Annotated in this window: 15 protein-coding genes; 7 read left to right on the top strand and 8 right to left on the bottom strand. The window is 69.8% G+C overall.

All coding sequences use genetic code 11. From position 1 onward, the window contains the following. Together AC2D8W_RS05275 and AC2D8W_RS05270 are read right to left on the bottom strand one after the other, a co-directional pair. Positions 1-975 carry a TauD/TfdA family dioxygenase gene (locus AC2D8W_RS05275; protein ID WP_484670652.1) on the bottom strand — a complete coding sequence of 325 codons (975 nt, stop codon included), beginning with the start codon at positions 973-975 and terminating at the stop codon, positions 1-3. A 92-nt stretch (positions 976-1,067) separates the two neighbouring features. Continuing rightward, positions 1,068-3,203, bottom strand: a complete 2,136-nt coding sequence (locus AC2D8W_RS05270) for a TonB-dependent receptor (protein WP_484670651.1) — start codon at positions 3,201-3,203, stop codon at positions 1,068-1,070. Positions 3,204-3,385: 182 nt separating this feature from the next. On the opposite strand from AC2D8W_RS05270, the gene AC2D8W_RS05265 reads away from it, so the two are divergent. Then, positions 3,386-4,963, top strand: coding sequence for a class I adenylate-forming enzyme family protein (locus tag AC2D8W_RS05265; RefSeq protein WP_484670650.1), 1,578 nt, complete (start codon positions 3,386-3,388; stop codon positions 4,961-4,963). Between the two features lies 1 nt (position 4,964). Here the strand turns inward: AC2D8W_RS05265 and AC2D8W_RS05260 are convergent, their stop codons facing one another. Then, positions 4,965-5,594, bottom strand: coding sequence for a TetR/AcrR family transcriptional regulator (locus tag AC2D8W_RS05260; protein ID WP_293483814.1), 630 nt, complete (start codon positions 5,592-5,594; stop codon positions 4,965-4,967). A gap of 265 nt (positions 5,595-5,859) precedes the next feature. On the opposite strand from AC2D8W_RS05260, the gene AC2D8W_RS05255 reads away from it, so the two are divergent. Beyond that, the gene (locus AC2D8W_RS05255; RefSeq protein WP_484670649.1) at positions 5,860-6,780 is read left to right on the top strand and encodes an SDR family NAD(P)-dependent oxidoreductase; all 921 of its coding nucleotides are present in this window, start codon (positions 5,860-5,862) and stop codon (positions 6,778-6,780) included. A gap of 46 nt (positions 6,781-6,826) precedes the next feature. Here the strand turns inward: AC2D8W_RS05255 and AC2D8W_RS05250 are convergent, their stop codons facing one another. Beyond that, positions 6,827-7,030 carry a hypothetical protein gene (locus AC2D8W_RS05250; protein ID WP_484670648.1) on the bottom strand — a complete coding sequence of 68 codons (204 nt, stop codon included), beginning with the start codon at positions 7,028-7,030 and terminating at the stop codon, positions 6,827-6,829. Positions 7,031-7,214: 184 nt separating this feature from the next. After that, complete coding sequence (locus AC2D8W_RS05245) at positions 7,215-7,637, bottom strand: response regulator transcription factor (RefSeq protein WP_484670647.1); 423 nt, start codon at positions 7,635-7,637, stop codon at positions 7,215-7,217. Between the two features lie 235 nt (positions 7,638-7,872). Here AC2D8W_RS05245 and AC2D8W_RS05240 point away from each other — a divergent pair, with 235 nt between their 5' ends. From AC2D8W_RS05240 to AC2D8W_RS05220, 5 genes are all read left to right on the top strand, one after another. Next, complete coding sequence (locus AC2D8W_RS05240; RefSeq protein ID WP_484670646.1) at positions 7,873-8,868, top strand: fatty acid desaturase; 996 nt, start codon at positions 7,873-7,875, stop codon at positions 8,866-8,868. A gap of 148 nt (positions 8,869-9,016) precedes the next feature. After that, the gene (locus AC2D8W_RS05235; protein ID WP_484670645.1) at positions 9,017-9,709 is read left to right on the top strand and encodes a hypothetical protein; all 693 of its coding nucleotides are present in this window, start codon (positions 9,017-9,019) and stop codon (positions 9,707-9,709) included. Beyond that, entirely contained in the window at positions 9,706-11,373 is a 1,668-nt protein-coding gene (locus AC2D8W_RS05230; protein WP_484670644.1) for a sulfatase-like hydrolase/transferase, read from the top strand. Before AC2D8W_RS05235 ends, AC2D8W_RS05230 begins: the two co-directional genes overlap by 4 nt. Before the next feature lie 37 nt (positions 11,374-11,410). Continuing rightward, positions 11,411-12,382, top strand: a complete 972-nt coding sequence (locus AC2D8W_RS05225; protein ID WP_484670643.1) for an alpha/beta fold hydrolase — start codon at positions 11,411-11,413, stop codon at positions 12,380-12,382. A gap of 82 nt (positions 12,383-12,464) precedes the next feature. Next, positions 12,465-13,505, top strand: a complete 1,041-nt coding sequence (locus AC2D8W_RS05220; RefSeq protein ID WP_484670642.1) for a glutathione S-transferase N-terminal domain-containing protein — start codon at positions 12,465-12,467, stop codon at positions 13,503-13,505. Between the two features lie 10 nt (positions 13,506-13,515). On the opposite strand, the gene AC2D8W_RS05215 is transcribed toward AC2D8W_RS05220, so the two are convergent. The 3 genes from AC2D8W_RS05215 to AC2D8W_RS05205 all read right to left on the bottom strand — a co-directional run bounded on the left by AC2D8W_RS05215 (position 13,516) and on the right by AC2D8W_RS05205 (position 16,658). Then, a complete protein-coding gene (locus tag AC2D8W_RS05215) occupies positions 13,516-14,514 on the bottom strand; it encodes a glutathione S-transferase family protein (RefSeq protein WP_484670641.1) in 999 nt (332 codons plus the stop codon). Positions 14,515-14,617: 103 nt separating this feature from the next. After that, on the bottom strand, positions 14,618-15,286 hold the full coding sequence (locus AC2D8W_RS05210; RefSeq protein WP_293483833.1) for a TetR/AcrR family transcriptional regulator: 669 nt from the start codon (positions 15,284-15,286) through the stop codon (positions 14,618-14,620). Positions 15,287-15,374: 88 nt separating this feature from the next. After that, the gene (locus AC2D8W_RS05205; protein ID WP_484670640.1) at positions 15,375-16,658 is read right to left on the bottom strand and encodes a spinster family MFS transporter; all 1,284 of its coding nucleotides are present in this window, start codon (positions 16,656-16,658) and stop codon (positions 15,375-15,377) included.

The following is a 16,658-nucleotide window of genomic DNA, read 5'->3' as shown; positions in this document are numbered from 1 at the left end:
TCAGGCCCCGACCGAGACCAGGAAACGCAGCAGCAGCCGTTCATGGCCCGGCGCATCCTCGAACGCGGTGCGGGCGTGCAGCAGCGCGTGGTTGTTGAGGATCTGGATGTCCCCCGCCTCCAGCCTGAATTTCAGCCCGACACCGGGCTCCTCGGCGAGGGCATCGTACGTGTCCAGCAGGTCGCGATCCACGGCGATGCCGTGCCGCTCCACGCTGCGGAAGTAGTCCGAGATGTAGAACGTGTAGAGCCGGTCGCCGTCGAAGGTGCAGGGAGTCATCTCGGCGAAGGGCGCAGCGTCGGCGGCCTGTTCGTTGCGCAGGTCGAACGGCATCGGCCGGAACAGCTTCGCCGCCAGATCCGGGCGGCGACGGCGCAGCTCGTTGTAGACGGCGGACGAGCTTGCGATGCGGCTGTCGCCGCCGGTCATGGCCGGGCGCACGCACAACAGGCCTACAAGATCAGCGGCGTCGCAGTGGAACCTGAACTCGCCCGAGGTGGCGTAGAGGCGCGCGTGCGGATCGCGGCCAGCGGCGCCGGTGTCGCGCACCTCGCCGATCACGTCGCCCTGCGGATTGTTGAACCCCAGCCGCCCGAACTGCAGACCCAGGACGCGCATGAAGAGCTTCTGCTCGGCGAGGTCCCAGCGCTCCACAGGCGCGCCGCGCAGGACGAGGAAGCCGCGCCCGCGCGCAAGCGTCTCGCGCCAGCGCGCCACGGTCTCGGCCTGGCCTTCCAGCATCACGTCGGCCGGTCCCAGGGCGTCGAGGTCTCGCCCCCTCACCCGGGCCATCGCCGCGTCCACGGCGGCGACAAGGTCGGGACTGAGCCGTTCGCTCCAGTCCTCGGCGCCGCCGAGGTCGGGCGCGCACCAGGCCGCGGCGCCTGTGACGGGACCCGGCGGCGGACCACCCTGCGGCCGGTTCAGGAAATGCGCCGACTGCTCGGCGATGGTCATCAGACGCGACTGGGACACGTTCGCTTCCGCCTTACGCACGGGAGGACTGGGAGATCGGGCGGTCACGGCCCCCGCAGGACCGCAACCGCCAGTCTGGGCCGCAGGACGCCCTAGAAGCTGATCCCAAGCTGCACGCCGTAACGCCGCGGATAGAGGATCTGCACGGCGGTCGAGCCGATCGCCACCGGGTCCTTGTCGTCGAGGCCGTTGAGCATGAAGCCCTCGAGCCGCCAGTTGTCCTTCTCGACACCGAGCCGGACCGTGAGGTCGTTGAGCTCGCCGGCCCGGAGGTTCTTGGTGGTGGCGTCGATCACGTTGTCCCGGAAGGCGTAGCCCAGGTAGAACGTGCCGGTGACCCCGCCCAGGGCCGCCAGCTCGCGGCGATAGTCGGCCGACAGCGTCAGGCTCATGTCGGGCACGTTCGGCACCTTGCCGCCCTTCACGATCGCCGTGCCCACCGACAGCGCGCCCGTCACCCGCTTGAACCGGGCGTCCTGGATGTTGCCAGTGGCGGCCAGCGTCAGGCCCTGCGCCCAGTCGGGACGGTAGTTCAGACCGAAGTCGGCGCCCTCGATCTTCGCGTCGCCGCCGTTGGCCAGCGAGATCACCGCGGCGGTCGCGAACTGGACCAGGACGTTGTCCCAGTCGGTGCGGTAGACCGAGCCTTCGACCAGCAGTTGGCCGTTGGCCAGTTCCCACCGCGTGCCCAGTTCGTAGGTCCAGAGCTTGTCGGGCTGAACGCTGGTCTGGATCGTCCCCGCAGGGAGCCCGAGCGTCACGTTGGCCGCGGCCGCCTGCGCCGGCGTCTGCAGCGCGCCCGAGCGGAAGCCCTTGGCCGCGTTGAAAAAGATCGTGCCGTTGTCCGCGGGCTTGTACTTGAGGTTGAAGCGCGGGTTCCAGCTGTCGAACTTGAGCTGCCCGACCCGCGGCGCGCCGGTGGCCCGGTCGACGCCGTTCGTGCTTCGGTCGTCCTTGAAGTAGGACAGGCCGAAGAGGGGCGTGAGGCGACCGTCGAGGAGCGGGGCCGACACCTCGCCGAACACCGAGTAGCTGTCGGTGTCGATCGTGCCGAGGGTGTTGATGATCCCGGTCCGCGCGGCGGTGGGCGTGAGCTGCGAATAGTAGAAGATGTCGGAGCGGATCTTGGCGTTGCGGGTGTAGCCGCCGACGATCCAGGTGACGGGGCTATCCGCCTTGGACGAGAGCCGCACTTCGTTGGTGTACGACTTGGTGTGGAACGTGGAGTCGTTGACGAGGATCGTCAGGAGCGGCGCCAGGAAGTCGAGTTCGTGGTCGACGTACGAGGTGTTGGCCACCAGGTCTGCGAACCCGACGTCCCAGTTCACCGTCGCGGAGTAGATGTCGGCGTCGACGTCGGTGTAGCCGCGCCGGCCGCCGGTCCCCACGATGCCCGGAAGGTTGAACGGCGTCGGCGCCAGGAGCCGCGTGGTCGCGTTGTTCGGCGTCAGGCTGTTCGAGAAGTCCTGCTTGTTGCGGATCGTCCAGACGAAGCCGGTGACCGTCACGTCGTCCGAGGGCGTCCAGCCCAGCGTCAGGCGCGCGTTCGTGCCCTTGAAGCCGTTCACGTTGCGCTCGCGCAGCTCGGGCGCCTCGGCGAAGCCGCTGAGCTTCTCGTAGCCGGCTGAGATGCGGGCCGCGAGCTTGCCGGCCACCAGCGGCAGGTTGACCACCGCGTCGACGTTGTAGTTGGTCCCGCCGCCCTCCGTCGTGGAGAGCTCGCTCTGGGCCTTGCCGGAGAAGGCGCTGGAGTCGGGCTTGGCGGTGATCAGCTTGATGGTGCCGCCCATCGAGCCCTGGCCGTAGAGCGTGCCCGAGGGGCCGCGGATGACCTCGACGCGCTCCAGATCGAGGAGCCGCGCCGGCGGCGTGAGCTGCAGGTTCGGAACGCCGAAGGGCGTGTCGTCGATGTAGTAGCCGACGAGCCCGTCGCCGGTCGTCCCGCTGGACACGCCGCGGATCTGCACCGTCTCGAAGCCGGGCGTCGTGCTGGAGACCACGCTGGCCCCGGGGATCAGCTTGGTGAGGTCGGACACCTTGACCGCGCCGCTGCGCGCGATGTCCTCGCCGCTCAGCGCCTGAACGGCGAGGGGGACGTCCACGAGGCGCTCCTCACGCTTCTGGGCGGTCACCACCAGTTCGGAGACTGTGGCGTCGTCGTCCGCGGCGAAGGCCGGAACGCCGATGGCGGCGCAGACGGTCGCGAGCAGCATTGTACGGGTGTTCATGTCGCGTGAATCTCCCCTTCGTGGCCCGACTGGACCGTTTTGCATGTCGTTACAGCGGCACGAGACTCAGATCGTCCAGGCTCACTGGTGGAGAAAAGACTAAACACTTGTACAGCCATCCCGCAAGCGTCATTGTCCGCGCCGCGGCGGTGGAGCCGCAGACGCGTCGATTGAGGACCTGAATGAACAAGCGTGCGGCCCAGCCGATGGTCGACCTGCGTCGCCTGGACGACCTGCTCGACCACGCATGCAAGCTGGCCCACGACCGTGTCGCCGCCATGGAGGAGGGCCGCAGCCTCACCTACGCGGGTCTGCGCAGCGCGGTGGATGGCTACGCCTGCGCATTGCTGGCGGCCGGCGTGAAGCGTGGAGACAGGGTCGCCATGCTCGCCGCGCCTTCCGTGGACTTCTGGATCGCCTTCCACGCCGCCGCGGGCATCGGGGCGATCTGGCTGGGGATCAACCCGCGCTACCAGCGGCGCGAATTCGAGCACGTCCTCACCGATTCCGACCCGGCGCTGGTGGTGGCCATGTCGCCGTTCGAAGGCCGAGACTACTGCGCCGAGCTCGCGGCGCTCGCGCCGGCCGCCCCGATGGTTTGCCATGGCGAGCCCAGCGCCGGCGCAGCGTCGCTGGAGACCTTCCTTGCCCGCGGCGCCTCCGTGAGCCGGGCCGAGCTGGCCGCCGCGCGCGACGCGGTGGATCCCGAAGACCCCGCGCTGATCGTCTACACGTCAGGCACGACCGGCCGGCCCAAGGGCGCCATGCTCTCGCACAGAGCCATCGTGGCGTCGGCCCTGGCGAACCGGGAGTGGATGGGCGCGTCCAACCTCGAGAGCTCGGTCTGCGCGGCTCCGGTCAACCACGTCGGCGCCATCAACAACCTCTGCATGCCGGTCCTGGCCGCCTGCGGACGCCTCATCTTCCATCCGCGGGTCGACCTTCCCGTGCTGGCCGAGATCAGTCGCCGGGAACGGCCCAGCTACCTGGTCTCGTCGCCGACCGGCTTCGCGATGATGCTGCAGCAGCCGCAGGGCGCGGCCGACAGGCTGGCCTACACGCGGCTCATCGTGTTCGGCGGCGCGGTCACCCCGAAGCCGATCCTGGAGCAGATCGCCCGGCCGGGCCTCGAGCTCGCCAACGTGTACGGTCAGACGGAGACCTGCGGCATCATCACCCGCACGCTCCCCGGCGCCTCGCTGGAGGTGATGTCCCAGACGATCGGCCAGGTGCTTCCGGGCGCCGAGATGCGGATCGGGCAGCCGGACGGGTCCGGCCCTGCGCCCGACGGCGTCGCGGGCGAGATCCAGGTCCGCGGCCCGTACGTGATGAGCGGCTATTTCCGCAACCCCGAGGCCACGCGCGACGCCTTCACCGAAGACGGCTTCCTGCGGACCGGCGACCTGGGCGTCCGGCGCGCCGACGGGAACGTGGTCTTCGCCGGGAGGCTGAAGGAGATGTTCAAGTCCGGCGGCTACAACGTCTATCCGGTCGAGGTGGAGCAGGCGATCTGCGAGCACCCGGCCGCGCAGCTGGCCGCCGTCGTGTCGGTCCCCCATCCGACGTTCCAGGAGGTGGGCCACGCCTTCGTCGAGACGGCGCCCGGCCAGGACGTCGACGCCGAGACGCTGCGAGCGTTCCTGCGCGACCGGATTGCCAACTACAAGATCCCCAAGGGCTTCACGATCGCCGCCGAGTTGCCGAAGCTGCCGAACGGCAAGCTCGACAAGCTGGCGCTGAAGCAGGCGGCTGCGGGTTAGGCTAGAGGCCCGCGCGCTTGGGCGAGGAGCCGCGGCGGATGAGCGTCATGTAGGCCCGGTGGCGGCGCTGCCAGAGGTCGCGCTCGTAGCCCGAGCGCCCGAGGACCCGCTTCACATAGGGGTCGAACACCATCGTCCCCAGCTCGAGGTACATCATCAGGAACGGCAGCCACAGGCGATCCACGTCCGGCGCGAGTTGTCCGGCCGCGTCCATGCGCATCACCGAACTCTGGACGAAGCCGTAGAAGCGCTGGAAGACCGAGAAGCCCCAGTCGCTCTCTTCCAGCAACGCCCGGCGGAAGTAGGCGACGATGGTCGGCCAGTCCTTCTCATGCCGGGCAATCCAGCCGTCGATGATCTTGGCGTGATCCTCGGGCGTCGTGGCTTCGGGATGCGCCGCCGCCCCCGTGATGGCGTCTTCGAACTGGGCGATGAAGAACTCGTCCACCGCCTCCCGCAGGCCGTCCTTCGACCCGAAGTGGTGGTTGATCAGCCCGACGCTGACGCCGGACGCGGCCGCGATATCGCGCACCGTGACGCTGTCGAACCCCTTCTCGGCGAACAGAACGAAAGCCTCGCGGACCAGCCTGTCTCGGCCGACAGGCGCCTCCCGGGGTGTGGCTTGGGTCAATTGCGGCTCTCCATTCGCCCCTTCTCGCGCCTCGTTCAGCCCGACGCCAGATTTTTCCCGCAGTGAGCGCCGGCGTGTTCAGCCACAGAGCAGAAAAAGTGACCGCCAAGGTCCGGCTGCCTTGAAAAGCGACGCTGCACTGAACTATTGTTCAGTCCCAACCGCCCCGCGACCGGGGCGATCTGCTTCCACCGCCGGCCCGGCTGCGCGCACCGCCTTGTGGCGACCGCGCTCCGACGCCCAATCGAGAACAGGGACATCCAGGATGAGCATTCGCTTCGACGGCCGCGTCGCCATCGTCACGGGAGCGGGCGCCGGCCTCGGCCGCGCCCATGCCCTGGGTCTCGCGGCGCGGGGCGCGCGGGTGGTGGTGAACGACTTCGGTGGCGGGATCGACGGTTCCGGCGCCTCGTCGGCGCCCGCGGACGCCGTCGCCGCGGAGATCCGGGACGCGGGCGGCGAAGCCATCTCCCACGGCGCGGACGTCACCAACGCGGAACAGGTCGCCGACATGGTCGGCCAGGCGCTGGAGACGTGGGGGAAGGTCGACATCCTGATCAACAATGCCGGCATCCTGCGCGACGCCAGCTTCGCCAAGATGTCGATCGCCGACTTCCGCAAGGTGGTCGAGGTGCACCTGATGGGGTCAGTGGTCTGCAGTCACGCCGTATGGCCGCACATGCGGGCCGCAGGCTATGGCCGCATCCTCATGACCACCTCGTCGTCAGGCCTCTACGGCAACTTCGGCCAATCCAACTACGGGGCGGCCAAGACGGCTCTCATCGGCCTGATGAACGTCCTGCAGATCGAGGGCGAGAAGAACGACATCCGCGTGAACACGCTGGGCCCCGGCGCCGCGACCCGCATGACCGAGAGCCTGATCGCGCCCGACATCCTGAAACTGATGACGCCGCAGTCGGTGACCCCGACGGCCCTGTTCCTCGTCAGCGAGGACGCTCCGCGGCGGACCATCCTCAATGCGACGGCGGGCGGCGTTTCACGCACGTACATCCACGAGACCGAGGGGGTCTACCTGCCGCCCGAAGACAACACGCCCGAGCGGATCGCGGAGCTGTTCGACGAGATCTCCGACGTACGGGGCCAGCACCTCTACGCCGCCGGCGGCGCCCAGGTGATGAAGTTCGTGGGCAAGGCCGCCCAGGCTATGGGAGTCAGGCTGGGGTGACGAAGACCGCGGCGTTGGGGCGCCGGCCGTGTCCGCGTGGAGCCGGTCAGGCCCCGCGCTGCGGGTAGGTGAAGACGACGCGCCCTTCCGCGTTCCGGAGAGAGTAGCCCACCACGCGCGCTCCAGGGTCGAGCGCCGCGAACCTGAACGCCGCCTTGAGCTTGGCCGCGTCGTCGTCCGGCGCCTCGATGGCCTCGCGAGGCGCCCCGCCCCCCGGCGACCAGAAGTACTCCAATTCGTAGCCGGGCACGCTCAGCCTCTGGCCGCCATGGAACAAGGGGCGACGCCGGGCGGGTCGTGACGGTCGGCGCCCCGACGACGCCGAACTGGAGTCGTCATGAGACAGTCCTATCGGCTGCCGGTCGGGCTCCCGCAGCCTTCTCCCAAAAGGCGAAAACATCAATCATGAGGCGAGCGGCGGCCGTCGGCGAATCTCAGTCTCCGCCAGCCGCGACCTGCGCCGCCTCGATGCGACGGGACCAGACCAGAAGGCGCGCGACCCTCACGAGAAGCTGTTGGGGCGTGTACGGCTTCAGCAGGTAGTCGTTCGCGCCCAGAGCGGTCGCGCGGGAAAAGTCGTCGGTCTGGGAGCGTCCCGTGAGGACCAGGGTGGGAACGTGCTTCCCGCCGCGTTCTCGCATCTCCTGCAAAACGCGAAAGCCGTCGAGTCCGGGCAGCCCGAGGTCGAGCACCATCGCGTTGGGCTGGAACGTGTGGAGCGCCTGCAGGGTGGCGACCCCGTCCACGCAGGCGCGGACGTCGCAACCCACGAGCTTCAGGTGGCCGACCACCAGCTCGCGCGCGTCGGCGTCGTCCTCGACCACCAGCACCCGTCGCGCAGGGTTCATCTGCGGCATAGACGGCCTCCTTCCGGGCCGAATCGGTCCCGCGCAGGTCCGCTCTGGCTGCTCATCCTCGCACGCATCACTCGCCTCGGCGCCCAACGTCGGGCCGCCATGGTGGACGAAGGACGTTAACGGGCCGCATGTCCGCGAGGCGAGACACGACGCCGCACCGCCCGCGTCCTCCAGCTCCACTAGAACCGCGGCCCGGACGAGGCGTTTAGGGCCGCACGCTACAGCCCGAGGCCCCGTGACCGACCCCGATCCCCAGTCCCTGCGAACGGCCCTCGCGCCGTTCCAGCGGCCAGACACGGCCCGCGCGCTTGCGGAGCTCGCCTATACGCTTGTCCCCCTGCTGGCGTTGTGGGGCGCGATCTATCTCTGCGTCGCGCGGGGCTGGTGGCTGGGTCTGGCCCTGACTCCGCTGGCAGCCATCTTCCTGGTCCGCCTCTTCATGATCCAGCATGATTGCGGCCACCAGGCCTTCCTGCCCGGCTCCCGCGCCAACGCCTGGATCGGCCGCCTGATCGGCGTGCTCACCATGACGCCCTACGACTACTGGCGGCGGACCCACGCGATCCACCACGCCACGTCGGCCGACCTGGACCGGCGCGGCCTGGGGGCGATCGAGACGCTCACGGTCGGCGAGTATCGGGCGCTGGGGCCGATCAGGCGTCTGGGCTACCGGCTCTATCGGCACCCGCTGGTGATGCTGGGCTTCGGACCGCCCTACATGTTCCTGCTGCAGCATCGCCTGCCCATCGGGGTGATGCGCGAGGGTTGGGCGTGGCGCAGCGTGCTGGGCAACAATCTGGGCCTCCTCCTGCTGGCCGCGGCGCTCATCCCCGTCGTGGGCCTGGAGGCGATGCTGCTCGCGCATCTTCCCGTGGTGGCGTTCGCGGCCGCCATCGGCGTGGCGCTCTTCTATGTGCAGCATCAGTTCGAGGGCGTTCGCTGGACGCGCCATGAGACGTGGGAGCCCGCCGCCGCGGCGATCGAGGGAAGCTCGCACCTTGTGCTTCCGCAGCCGCTGCGCTGGCTGACGGCGAACATCGGCGCTCATCATGTCCATCACGCATCCAGCCGCATCCCCTTCTACCGACTGCCGGAGGCGCTGGGCTCGCACGCCGCACTGGCCGGCGCGCGCCGGCTCCATGGCCGAGACGTCCTGCCGGCGCTGAGGCTTGCGCTTTGGGACGAGGCCGCCGGGCGCCTGGTGACGTTCCGCGAGGCGCGGCCGGGCTGATCCGGAGCCTGCCGTTCAAGAGCGCGGCCCACCGTTCGTAGGGCGTTCTCTATCAGGAAGCAGAACCCCGGTTCACGTTATTGCGGAACTGGCGCATAGTGCCGGAAAGAGGCCGGGTCATCCGGTCCGCCATAGGGGGCTTTCGCGCATGAACGGGTACGGCACGCCGAACGTCGGCTACATCAGCGGCTGGCGGGATCGCACCGACGACACGCGGCCGATGTGGGCGCTCAACCTTATGCGCTATCGGCCCGTCGCGCAGTACGCGGACGGCCGCGCGACCACCATCACCGGCCAGGAGGCCGACGATCTCTATCGCCCGGAGGCCGAACTGGCGGCCGTGGGCGCCGCGGGCGTGCTGCTTGCGCCCGTGGTGCATCAGCTGGTCGGTGACGGCGGCCGCTGGGACCGGGTGGCGATCGCAAAGTACCCGAGCCGCGTCTCCCAGCTCGACATGCAGCTGCTGCCCGAGTTCCAGGCTCGCGTGATCCACAAGCGGGCGGGCATGGAATTCACGATCGTGCTGGCCACCTTCCTCCCGGACGATGCGCCGCCTGCGCCGGTCGAGGTGGGCTCTGCGCCGCTCCTGCTGGTGCAAGTGGTGTCGGACCCGAAAGCTCCGGACGTCGCGGCCGGGATCGACGCCACGCCGGTGGCGGTCTTCGACGTCGAGGACACCATCATCGGCGACGAGCGCAAGTACGCCCAGGCGCGATGGCACATCGTGTCGGAGGCGGCGGGCGAAATCCTGCGCCAGCGGCCGCGGGTGGAGCACCCCGTGGACTATGCGCTGCTGATACGTCCCGAGCGCAATCGCCTGTCCGAGGCGTTCGCCCGATGAGCCTGCGCAAGCCCCTGGTCGTCGCGGCGGCGGTGCTGGCCGTCATCGGCGCGCTGGGCGTGGTCGCGGCCGCGAACTTCCGCGAGATCATCCTGTTCGTGGTGGGCAACCGCGGAAAGGAGATTCCCGGGCCGAACATCGAGGTTGCGTGGCGGCAGGGGCCGCCTCAGCCCGCGGCCGGCGACCGGCCGCCCAACATCGTGTTCATCCTGGCCGACGACCTGGGCATCAACGACATCTCGACCTACGGAGGGGGCGTGGCGCAGGGCCGCGTGCCCACCCCCAACATCGACGCCCTGGCGGCGAGCGGCGCGGTCATGCCGTGGGCCTATTCCGGAACGGCGGCCTGTGCGCCGTCGCGGGCGATGCTCATGACCGGACGCTACCCGACGCGGCACGGGTTCGAGTTCACGCCGACGCCGCCCGGCATGCAGCGCATGATGACGCTGTTCTACAACGACGGCACGCGGCCTCACCGCCTGATCCACGACGCGGAGGCCGAGAAGGCGCTCCCGCCGCAGGACCGGCAGGGGCTCCCCGGCTCCGAGGTGACCGTCGCCGAGGTGCTGAAGACGCGCGGCTACCACACGGTCCACATCGGCAAGTGGCACCTGGGCGAAGGCAAGGAATTCGGCGCGAACGCCCAGGGCTTCGACGAGAGCCTGTTGATGGCGAGCGGCATGTACCTGCCGCCGGACGATCCGCAGGTGGTGAACGCCAAGCAGCCGTTCGACCCGATCGACCGCTTCCTCTGGGCGCGGATGACGCACGCGGCCCAGTTCAACGGCGGGCCGTTGTTCGCGCCGCGCGGCTATCTCACCGACTACTACACCGACGAAGCGGTGAAGGTGATCCGAGCGAACCGCAACCGGCCCTTCTTCCTCTATCTGGCGCACTGGGGCGTCCACAGCCCGCTGCAGGCCTCGAAGGCCGACTACGACGCCCTGCCCCAGATCAAGGACCACCGCCTGCGCGTGTACGCGGCCATGGTGCGGGCGCTGGATCGGAGCGTCGGACGCGTGATGCAGGAGTTGCGCGACCAGGGGCTCGCCGAGAACACCGTGGTGATCTTCACCTCCGACAACGGCGGCGCCGGCTACCTCGGTCTTCCGGAGGTCAACAAGCCCTACCGGGGCTGGAAGCTGACCTTCTTCGAGGGGGGCATCCGGGTGCCCTACTTCGTGTCCTGGCCCGGAAAGATCGCGCCGGGCACGCGACTGCCGGATCCGGTGAGCCACCTGGACCTCCTGCCCACCGTGGCCGCCGCCGCGGGCGCCGCGCCGCCGGCCGACCGGCCCATCGACGGCGCCAACCTGCTGCCCTACGTCACCGGCGGGCCGCGGCCGGCGAGCCCGCCGCACCGGGCGATCTTCTGGCAGGACGGGCACTACCAGGCGGTGCTGAAGGACGGCTGGAAGCTGCAGACCTCGCAGGACCCGAAGAAGGACTGGCTGTTCCACCTCACCGTCGATCCCACCGAGCAGCGGAACCTGGCCGCGACGAATCCGGCCAAGGTCGCGGAGTTGAAGGCGGCGATCGCCGAGCACCGTCGCGGCGCCCGCGGCGCGCTCTATCCGGCCGCCGGGCAGATGCCCGTGGTGATCGACAAGACGCTCGAGCAGAAGGCGACCAAGGACGATGAGTACATCTACTGGCCCGGCTGAGGACGGCGGCGTGGAACGCGGGACGACGGAGGATGGCGTGCCGTTCGCGCGGTCTCCGGACGCGGCCTTCGCGGGACTGCCGGACTACCCCTGGGGGCCCAGCTACGTCACGTTCGAGGGGCTGCGGATGCACTATGTGGACGCCGGGCCGGCCGACGGGCCGGTGGCGCTGCTGCTCCACGGCATGCCCACGTGGAGCTACCTGAACCGGCGCATCATCGCCGGGCTGGTCGCTGCCGGATGGCGGTGCGTCGCGCCGGACCACATCGGTTTCGGACGGTCGGACAAGGTCACCGATGACGGCTGGTACTCCATCGCCCGCCACACCCGCGCCATGGCCCACCTCATCGCCGAGCTGAACCTGAAGGAAGTGACCCTCTTCTGCCAGGACTGGGGCGGGCCTATCGGGCTGGCCCAGGCGGCCGAGACGCCCGAGCGCTTCGCCCGGCTGGTGATCATGAACACCTGGCTGCACACGCCGGAGTACGACTACGCCCAGCCGCTGCGCCGGTGGAACGAGGGCTGGAAGCCCGACGGCCTCTTCGGCGCGAACGTGCCCGACCGCATGTCGATCGGCTGGTTCATGATGCTGGCGACGCGGCGCATCGAGCGCCCGCACTTCTTCGCCGTGGTCCAGGGGCAGGAAACGCCGCAGCTGTCCGCCGCCGACGCCGAGGTGAGGCGGGCGTACGACGCCCCGTTCGCCGGCCTGGGGTACGCGGGCCACGCGGGCCCGCGGCGTTTCCCCCTCAGCCTGCCCTTCGACAACCCCGCAGGCGGCGCGGCCGAGGCGCAGACCCGCCACTTCCGGACCCTGCTGGACTGGAAGAAGCCCATCCACTTCATCTGGGGCGGGGCCGACGACGTCTTCACCACCGACCGCGGCCAGGCCTGGGCGGCCCGCTACCCGCACGCAACCTTCGACCTCCTGCCCGACGCCGCGCACTTCCTGCAGGACACGCATGGCGACCGGATCGCCGAGCTGTTCCTCGCGCACGCCGCCACGTGACCCGCCGAGCGGCGACGCATTCGAACTTGACCGGAACCGGGATTTCGGTTCGCTATCTTTGGACTGAGCAGAGGCCCCGAACATGACCGCCACCACGACCGACGGACGCGTCCTCCTGAACGGCGTGCCCGGCTCGCCCTATACCCGCAAGATGCTGGCGCTGCTGCGCTACCGGCGGATCCCCTACAAGCTGGTGCTGGCCTCTCATGGCGCGGCGGGACTGCCCACCGCCAAGGTCAACCTGCTGCCCACCTTCTACTTCCCGGACGAAACCGGCGCCCTGGTGGCCGTCAACGACTCCACGCCCATCCTGCGCCGGCTTGAGCGCGAGCACGCCGGCCGTTCGGCGCGTCCGTCCAACCCCGCCCTGGCGTTCATCGACTCGCTGATCGAGGACTACGGAGACGAGTGGCTGACCAAGGCCATGTTCCACTACCGCTGGGCCTACAAGGCCGACATCGCGCGGGCCTCGGCCATCCTGCCCGCCTGGCGGCGCTCGCGCATGCCGGACGCGGAGCTGAAGGCGGCTGGCGCCGAGGTGGCGAACCGCCAGATCCCGCGCCTGCGCTACGTGGGCTCCAATGAGATCACGGGCCCGATCATCGAGGCCAGCTACGCGCGCTTTTTGGACGCCTTCGAGGCGCACCTGCGCGAACACGCCTTCATGCTGGGGCAACGCCCCGGCGGCGGCGACTTCGGCTGCTATGGCCAGCTCACCCAGCTCGCGCTGTTCGACCCCACGCCCATGGCGGTGACAGAGGCGCGCGCGCCGCGCGTCTTCGCCTGGACGGGCGCCGTCGAGGACCTCTCGGGCCTGGAGCCCACCGAGGCGGACTGGTTCGACCCTGCGGCGCTGCCGCAGACGGTGAAGGCGATCCTCGGCGAGATCGGCCGCGTCTACGCTCCCCTGCTGCTCGCCAACGCGAAGGCGCTGCGCGAGGGCGCCGAACAGGTGGAGACAGAGATCGACGGCGGCCGCTGGGTGCAGCAGCCCTTCACCTACCAGGGCAAGTGCCTGCAGTGGCTGCGCGAGGAGTACGCCGCCCTGGGGCCGGCCGATCGCAAGGCGGCGGACGCAGCCCTGGCCGGGTCGGGCTGCGAGGTGCTGCTGCAGGGGCTGTGAGGGGTCCGGTTCAGCCGGCCGCGAGCCAGCGGCGGCAGTCGGCGGCCTCCAGGATCGCGTCGAGGCGCGGCGACGCCGCGGCGGCGTAGCGGGCCTTCAGCGCGGCCAGCGACTTGGCGTGGTACTTCTGCGGGGGTTGCACGTAGGGCCGGCCGGCGAGATCCACCGTGAAGCTCTCCTGACCCGCCGCCAGGGCATCCGAATTGGCCTGCGACCAGGGCAGGAAGTAGCGGCCCACGTAGGCCAGGAGCGGCGCCAGGGTGGGCTGCAGCGACTCCCAGGTTTCGAACGGGCCGTCGTCGCGCGGCTCCATCATCCGATGGCACCAGCCCAGCACGGCGGGGCCCCGGGCCAGGATGCCCGCGCCGCAGGTCGGGTCGACGGAGGCCTCGTAGATCTGGGCCGACAGACCGAAATCTCCGAAGGCGGGGCGGCCGCCGAACAGGTACTTGCGCTGGGCGAAGTGCGGCTCGAGCAGATCCAGGAGCTCGAACCAGTAGTCGGTGATCAGGTGCGCCGTCTCCGCCGACGAGCCCACGAAGTGGCCGCGGCCGGTCATCCGCTCCTGGATCATCTTCTGGCGCGCGGCCACAGTCTCGGCGTCCGCGCCGGGCATGGACAGGCGCGCCAGGGTGAGCGCCGAGGCCTCCTGGTCGACCTTGTCCCACCAGCGATGGTGGAACATCAGCTTGTTGCCCCATTCATCGCCGAACTCTTCCAGCAGCACGGAGAGGAAGGCGAGGTCCGGGTCGTCGGGATGGATGGAGGGTTCAGGCCCCTGGCGCTCGACCTGCTCGATGATCGGGGTGGAGTCCTGTACGCCCTCGCCGGCGGGGGTGGCGACCGTCGGCACGATCGGGAGGCGGGCGACGGCCTTGTATTCCTCTTCGGTGGCCGCGTTGCGCGGGATCCAGCGGTGCGGGATGCCCTTGTAGCGGAAGTAAGAGCGCACCTTCACCGAGTAGGGTGACATCTCGGAGCCGTAGATCCGGTACACGCCTTCGCTCACGAACGTTTCCTCCCGCCGACCGGCCGCTTTTGCGAACCGGAGTTCCGATTATCATGGCGTCCGGGGGATGGGGAGGCAATACCGCGGCCGGCGCCTACGCGGCTCAGGCGGCCGTCTTTTCGAGGCCCAGGTAGCGGATCAGCAGCAGCCCCAGTTCGTCGGCCAGGCGAGGGTCATCGATGGAGAACGGCCCCGGTCCGTGCAGAAGCTGGGTGATGATCTGGCCGTGGATCATCCGCACGGCGAGCTGCGCGCGCTCGGGGAAGCCAGCCTCGACGGACAGGCCCCTGCCTTCGAGCATGTCCTGGATCTTCCGGGCCTCGAAAATCTCGAGCTGGCGCATCGAAGGCCAGACGTCCTGGCCGCGCAGGCTGAGCTCGAACAGCGCGCGGAAGTAGCCCTCGATGCGGCCCATCGACCGCGCGGAGTTGGCCACGAGCCGGACGAACACCTTGTCCAGCGGATCGGTGGCGCAGGCCGGATCGGCGAAGAAGGTGGTGATGTTCTCGGCCGACCGCTGCGCCATGTGGGCCTGCAGCGCGAAGAACAGGGCCTCCTTGTCCTGGAAGCGCCGGTAGAAGCTGCCGACGGAACATCCGGCGCGCCGGGCGATGTCGGCCACGTGGGCCTGCCAGAAGCCATGCTCGGCGAACGCGCGCTCTCCGGCCTTCAGGAGGCGGTCGCGCTGCTCGCGGCTGCGCGCCTGGTAGGCCGGCAGGGCCCACGCCGGATCGTCGGTCGGCGGCGTCTCGGCGGACTTGGCTCTGGCCATGGGCGGCAGCGACTCAGGTTCTCGAAAATCCCGTTATCCTCTAACGCCTGCGCGCGGTGATTGCACAGGGCGCAGTACCCGGATCGGCTCAGGGCGTGGCGGGCGCCGTGTTTCGGGGCAAGCGGCGCGCGGCGAGAAGGAAGAACACCACCGACACCAGCTCTCCGATCGCGGCCAGCGAGATCGCGTAGCCGAGGCTGCGCGTCCCGAAAGCCGGCGCCAGCGCGTCGCTGGTCATGCCGATGACCAGGGGGCCCAGGCCGAAGCCCACCAGCGCGATGATGAAGAGGGTCCACGCCGAGGCGAAGGCCCGCGTGCGGGGCGGCGACAGGGTCTGGATCGTCCCGAAGACCGGGCCCGTGAAGCTGTTGCCGAGGAAGCCCGGCAGGATCAGGCAGGCGATCGCCAGCTCGGCCGTGGGCGCGAGATAGGCCGAGATGAAGAGGGGCGCGCGCACGCCGATCATCAGCGCCGGAAGCCAGGCGTACCAGCGGTTGTCCCGCCGGCCGAGCAGGTCGGCGAACCAGCCGCCGGCCAGGGTGCCGACGACGCCGGTGACGCCGGAGATCAGGCCGAGCGCCAGCCCAGCCTCGCCCGTGGACAGGCCGTGGAAGCGGATCATGAAGGCGGGATTCCACTGCAGCGCGCCGTACGAGGTGAAGGCGTGCAGGGCCGAACCCAGGACGAGGTAGTTGTAGGCCGGGATCTTCATCAGGACCGCCAGCGCCTCGCGGGTGGTGGGCGCGGGCTCGGTGGAGACCTCCCCCGTGCGCGGCGGCTCCTTGAGAGTTAGGGCGACCACCGCCGCCACCACCACGCCGGGCAGGCCCACGACGATGAAGGCGGTGCGCCAGTCGAAGGCCTGGTTGAGCCAGCCGCCCGCGAGCAGCCCCACGAGGATGCCGATCGGCACGCCGCACGAGAAGACGGCCAGCGCCGTGGCGCGCTTCCCGTGCGGGAAGAGGTCGGCCAGCATGGAGTGTCCGGCCGGTCCCGCCCCGGCCTCGCCGACGGCCACGAAGATCCGCGCCACGAGCAGCTGCGGGAAGTTCATGGCCAGCCCGCAGACAGCCGTGGCGCCGCTCCAGAGGGCGAGGCAGCCGGCGATGATGCCCTTGCGCGAGGTGCGGTCGGCTAGGCGCGCGATCGGCAGGCCCGCGGCGGCGTAGAAGAGGGCGAAGCCCAAGCCGGAAAGCAGCCCGATCTGGGTGTCGGTGAGCCCCAGTTCCTTGCGGATCGGCTCCACCAGGATGGAGAGCACCTGCCGGTCCACGTAGTTGATCACATAGACCACGAGCAGCAGGGCGAGCGCGTAGCGGGCGTACCCGCGCGAGACGCCCCCCGCTGCGCCGGCCGTGTCGGTCGCCGCCAT

The sequence above is a fragment of the Phenylobacterium sp. T106 genome (genome assembly GCF_057219735.1).
Note: the sequence above shows the minus strand (reverse complement) of the source record. Positions and strands in the feature narration are given on the sequence as shown.

Coding starts and splice junctions, on each gene's coding strand:
- AC2D8W_RS05270 (WP_484670651.1), bottom strand. CDS start 3,203: ATGAACACCCGTACAATGCTGCTCGCGACCGTCTGCGCCGCCATCGGC.
- AC2D8W_RS05265 (WP_484670650.1), top strand. CDS start 3,386: ATGAACAAGCGTGCGGCCCAGCCGATGGTCGACCTGCGTCGCCTGGAC.
- AC2D8W_RS05255 (WP_484670649.1), top strand. CDS start 5,860: ATGAGCATTCGCTTCGACGGCCGCGTCGCCATCGTCACGGGAGCGGGC.
- AC2D8W_RS05245 (WP_484670647.1), bottom strand. CDS start 7,637: ATGCCGCAGATGAACCCTGCGCGACGGGTGCTGGTGGTCGAGGACGAC.
- AC2D8W_RS05235 (WP_484670645.1), top strand. CDS start 9,017: ATGAACGGGTACGGCACGCCGAACGTCGGCTACATCAGCGGCTGGCGG.
- AC2D8W_RS05230 (WP_484670644.1), top strand. CDS start 9,706: ATGAGCCTGCGCAAGCCCCTGGTCGTCGCGGCGGCGGTGCTGGCCGTC.
- AC2D8W_RS05220 (WP_484670642.1), top strand. CDS start 12,465: ATGACCGCCACCACGACCGACGGACGCGTCCTCCTGAACGGCGTGCCC.
- AC2D8W_RS05210 (WP_293483833.1), bottom strand. CDS start 15,286: ATGGCCAGAGCCAAGTCCGCCGAGACGCCGCCGACCGACGATCCGGCG.
- AC2D8W_RS05205 (WP_484670640.1), bottom strand. CDS start 16,658: ATGGCGGCGACCGACACGGCCGGCGCAGCGGGGGGCGTCTCGCGCGGG.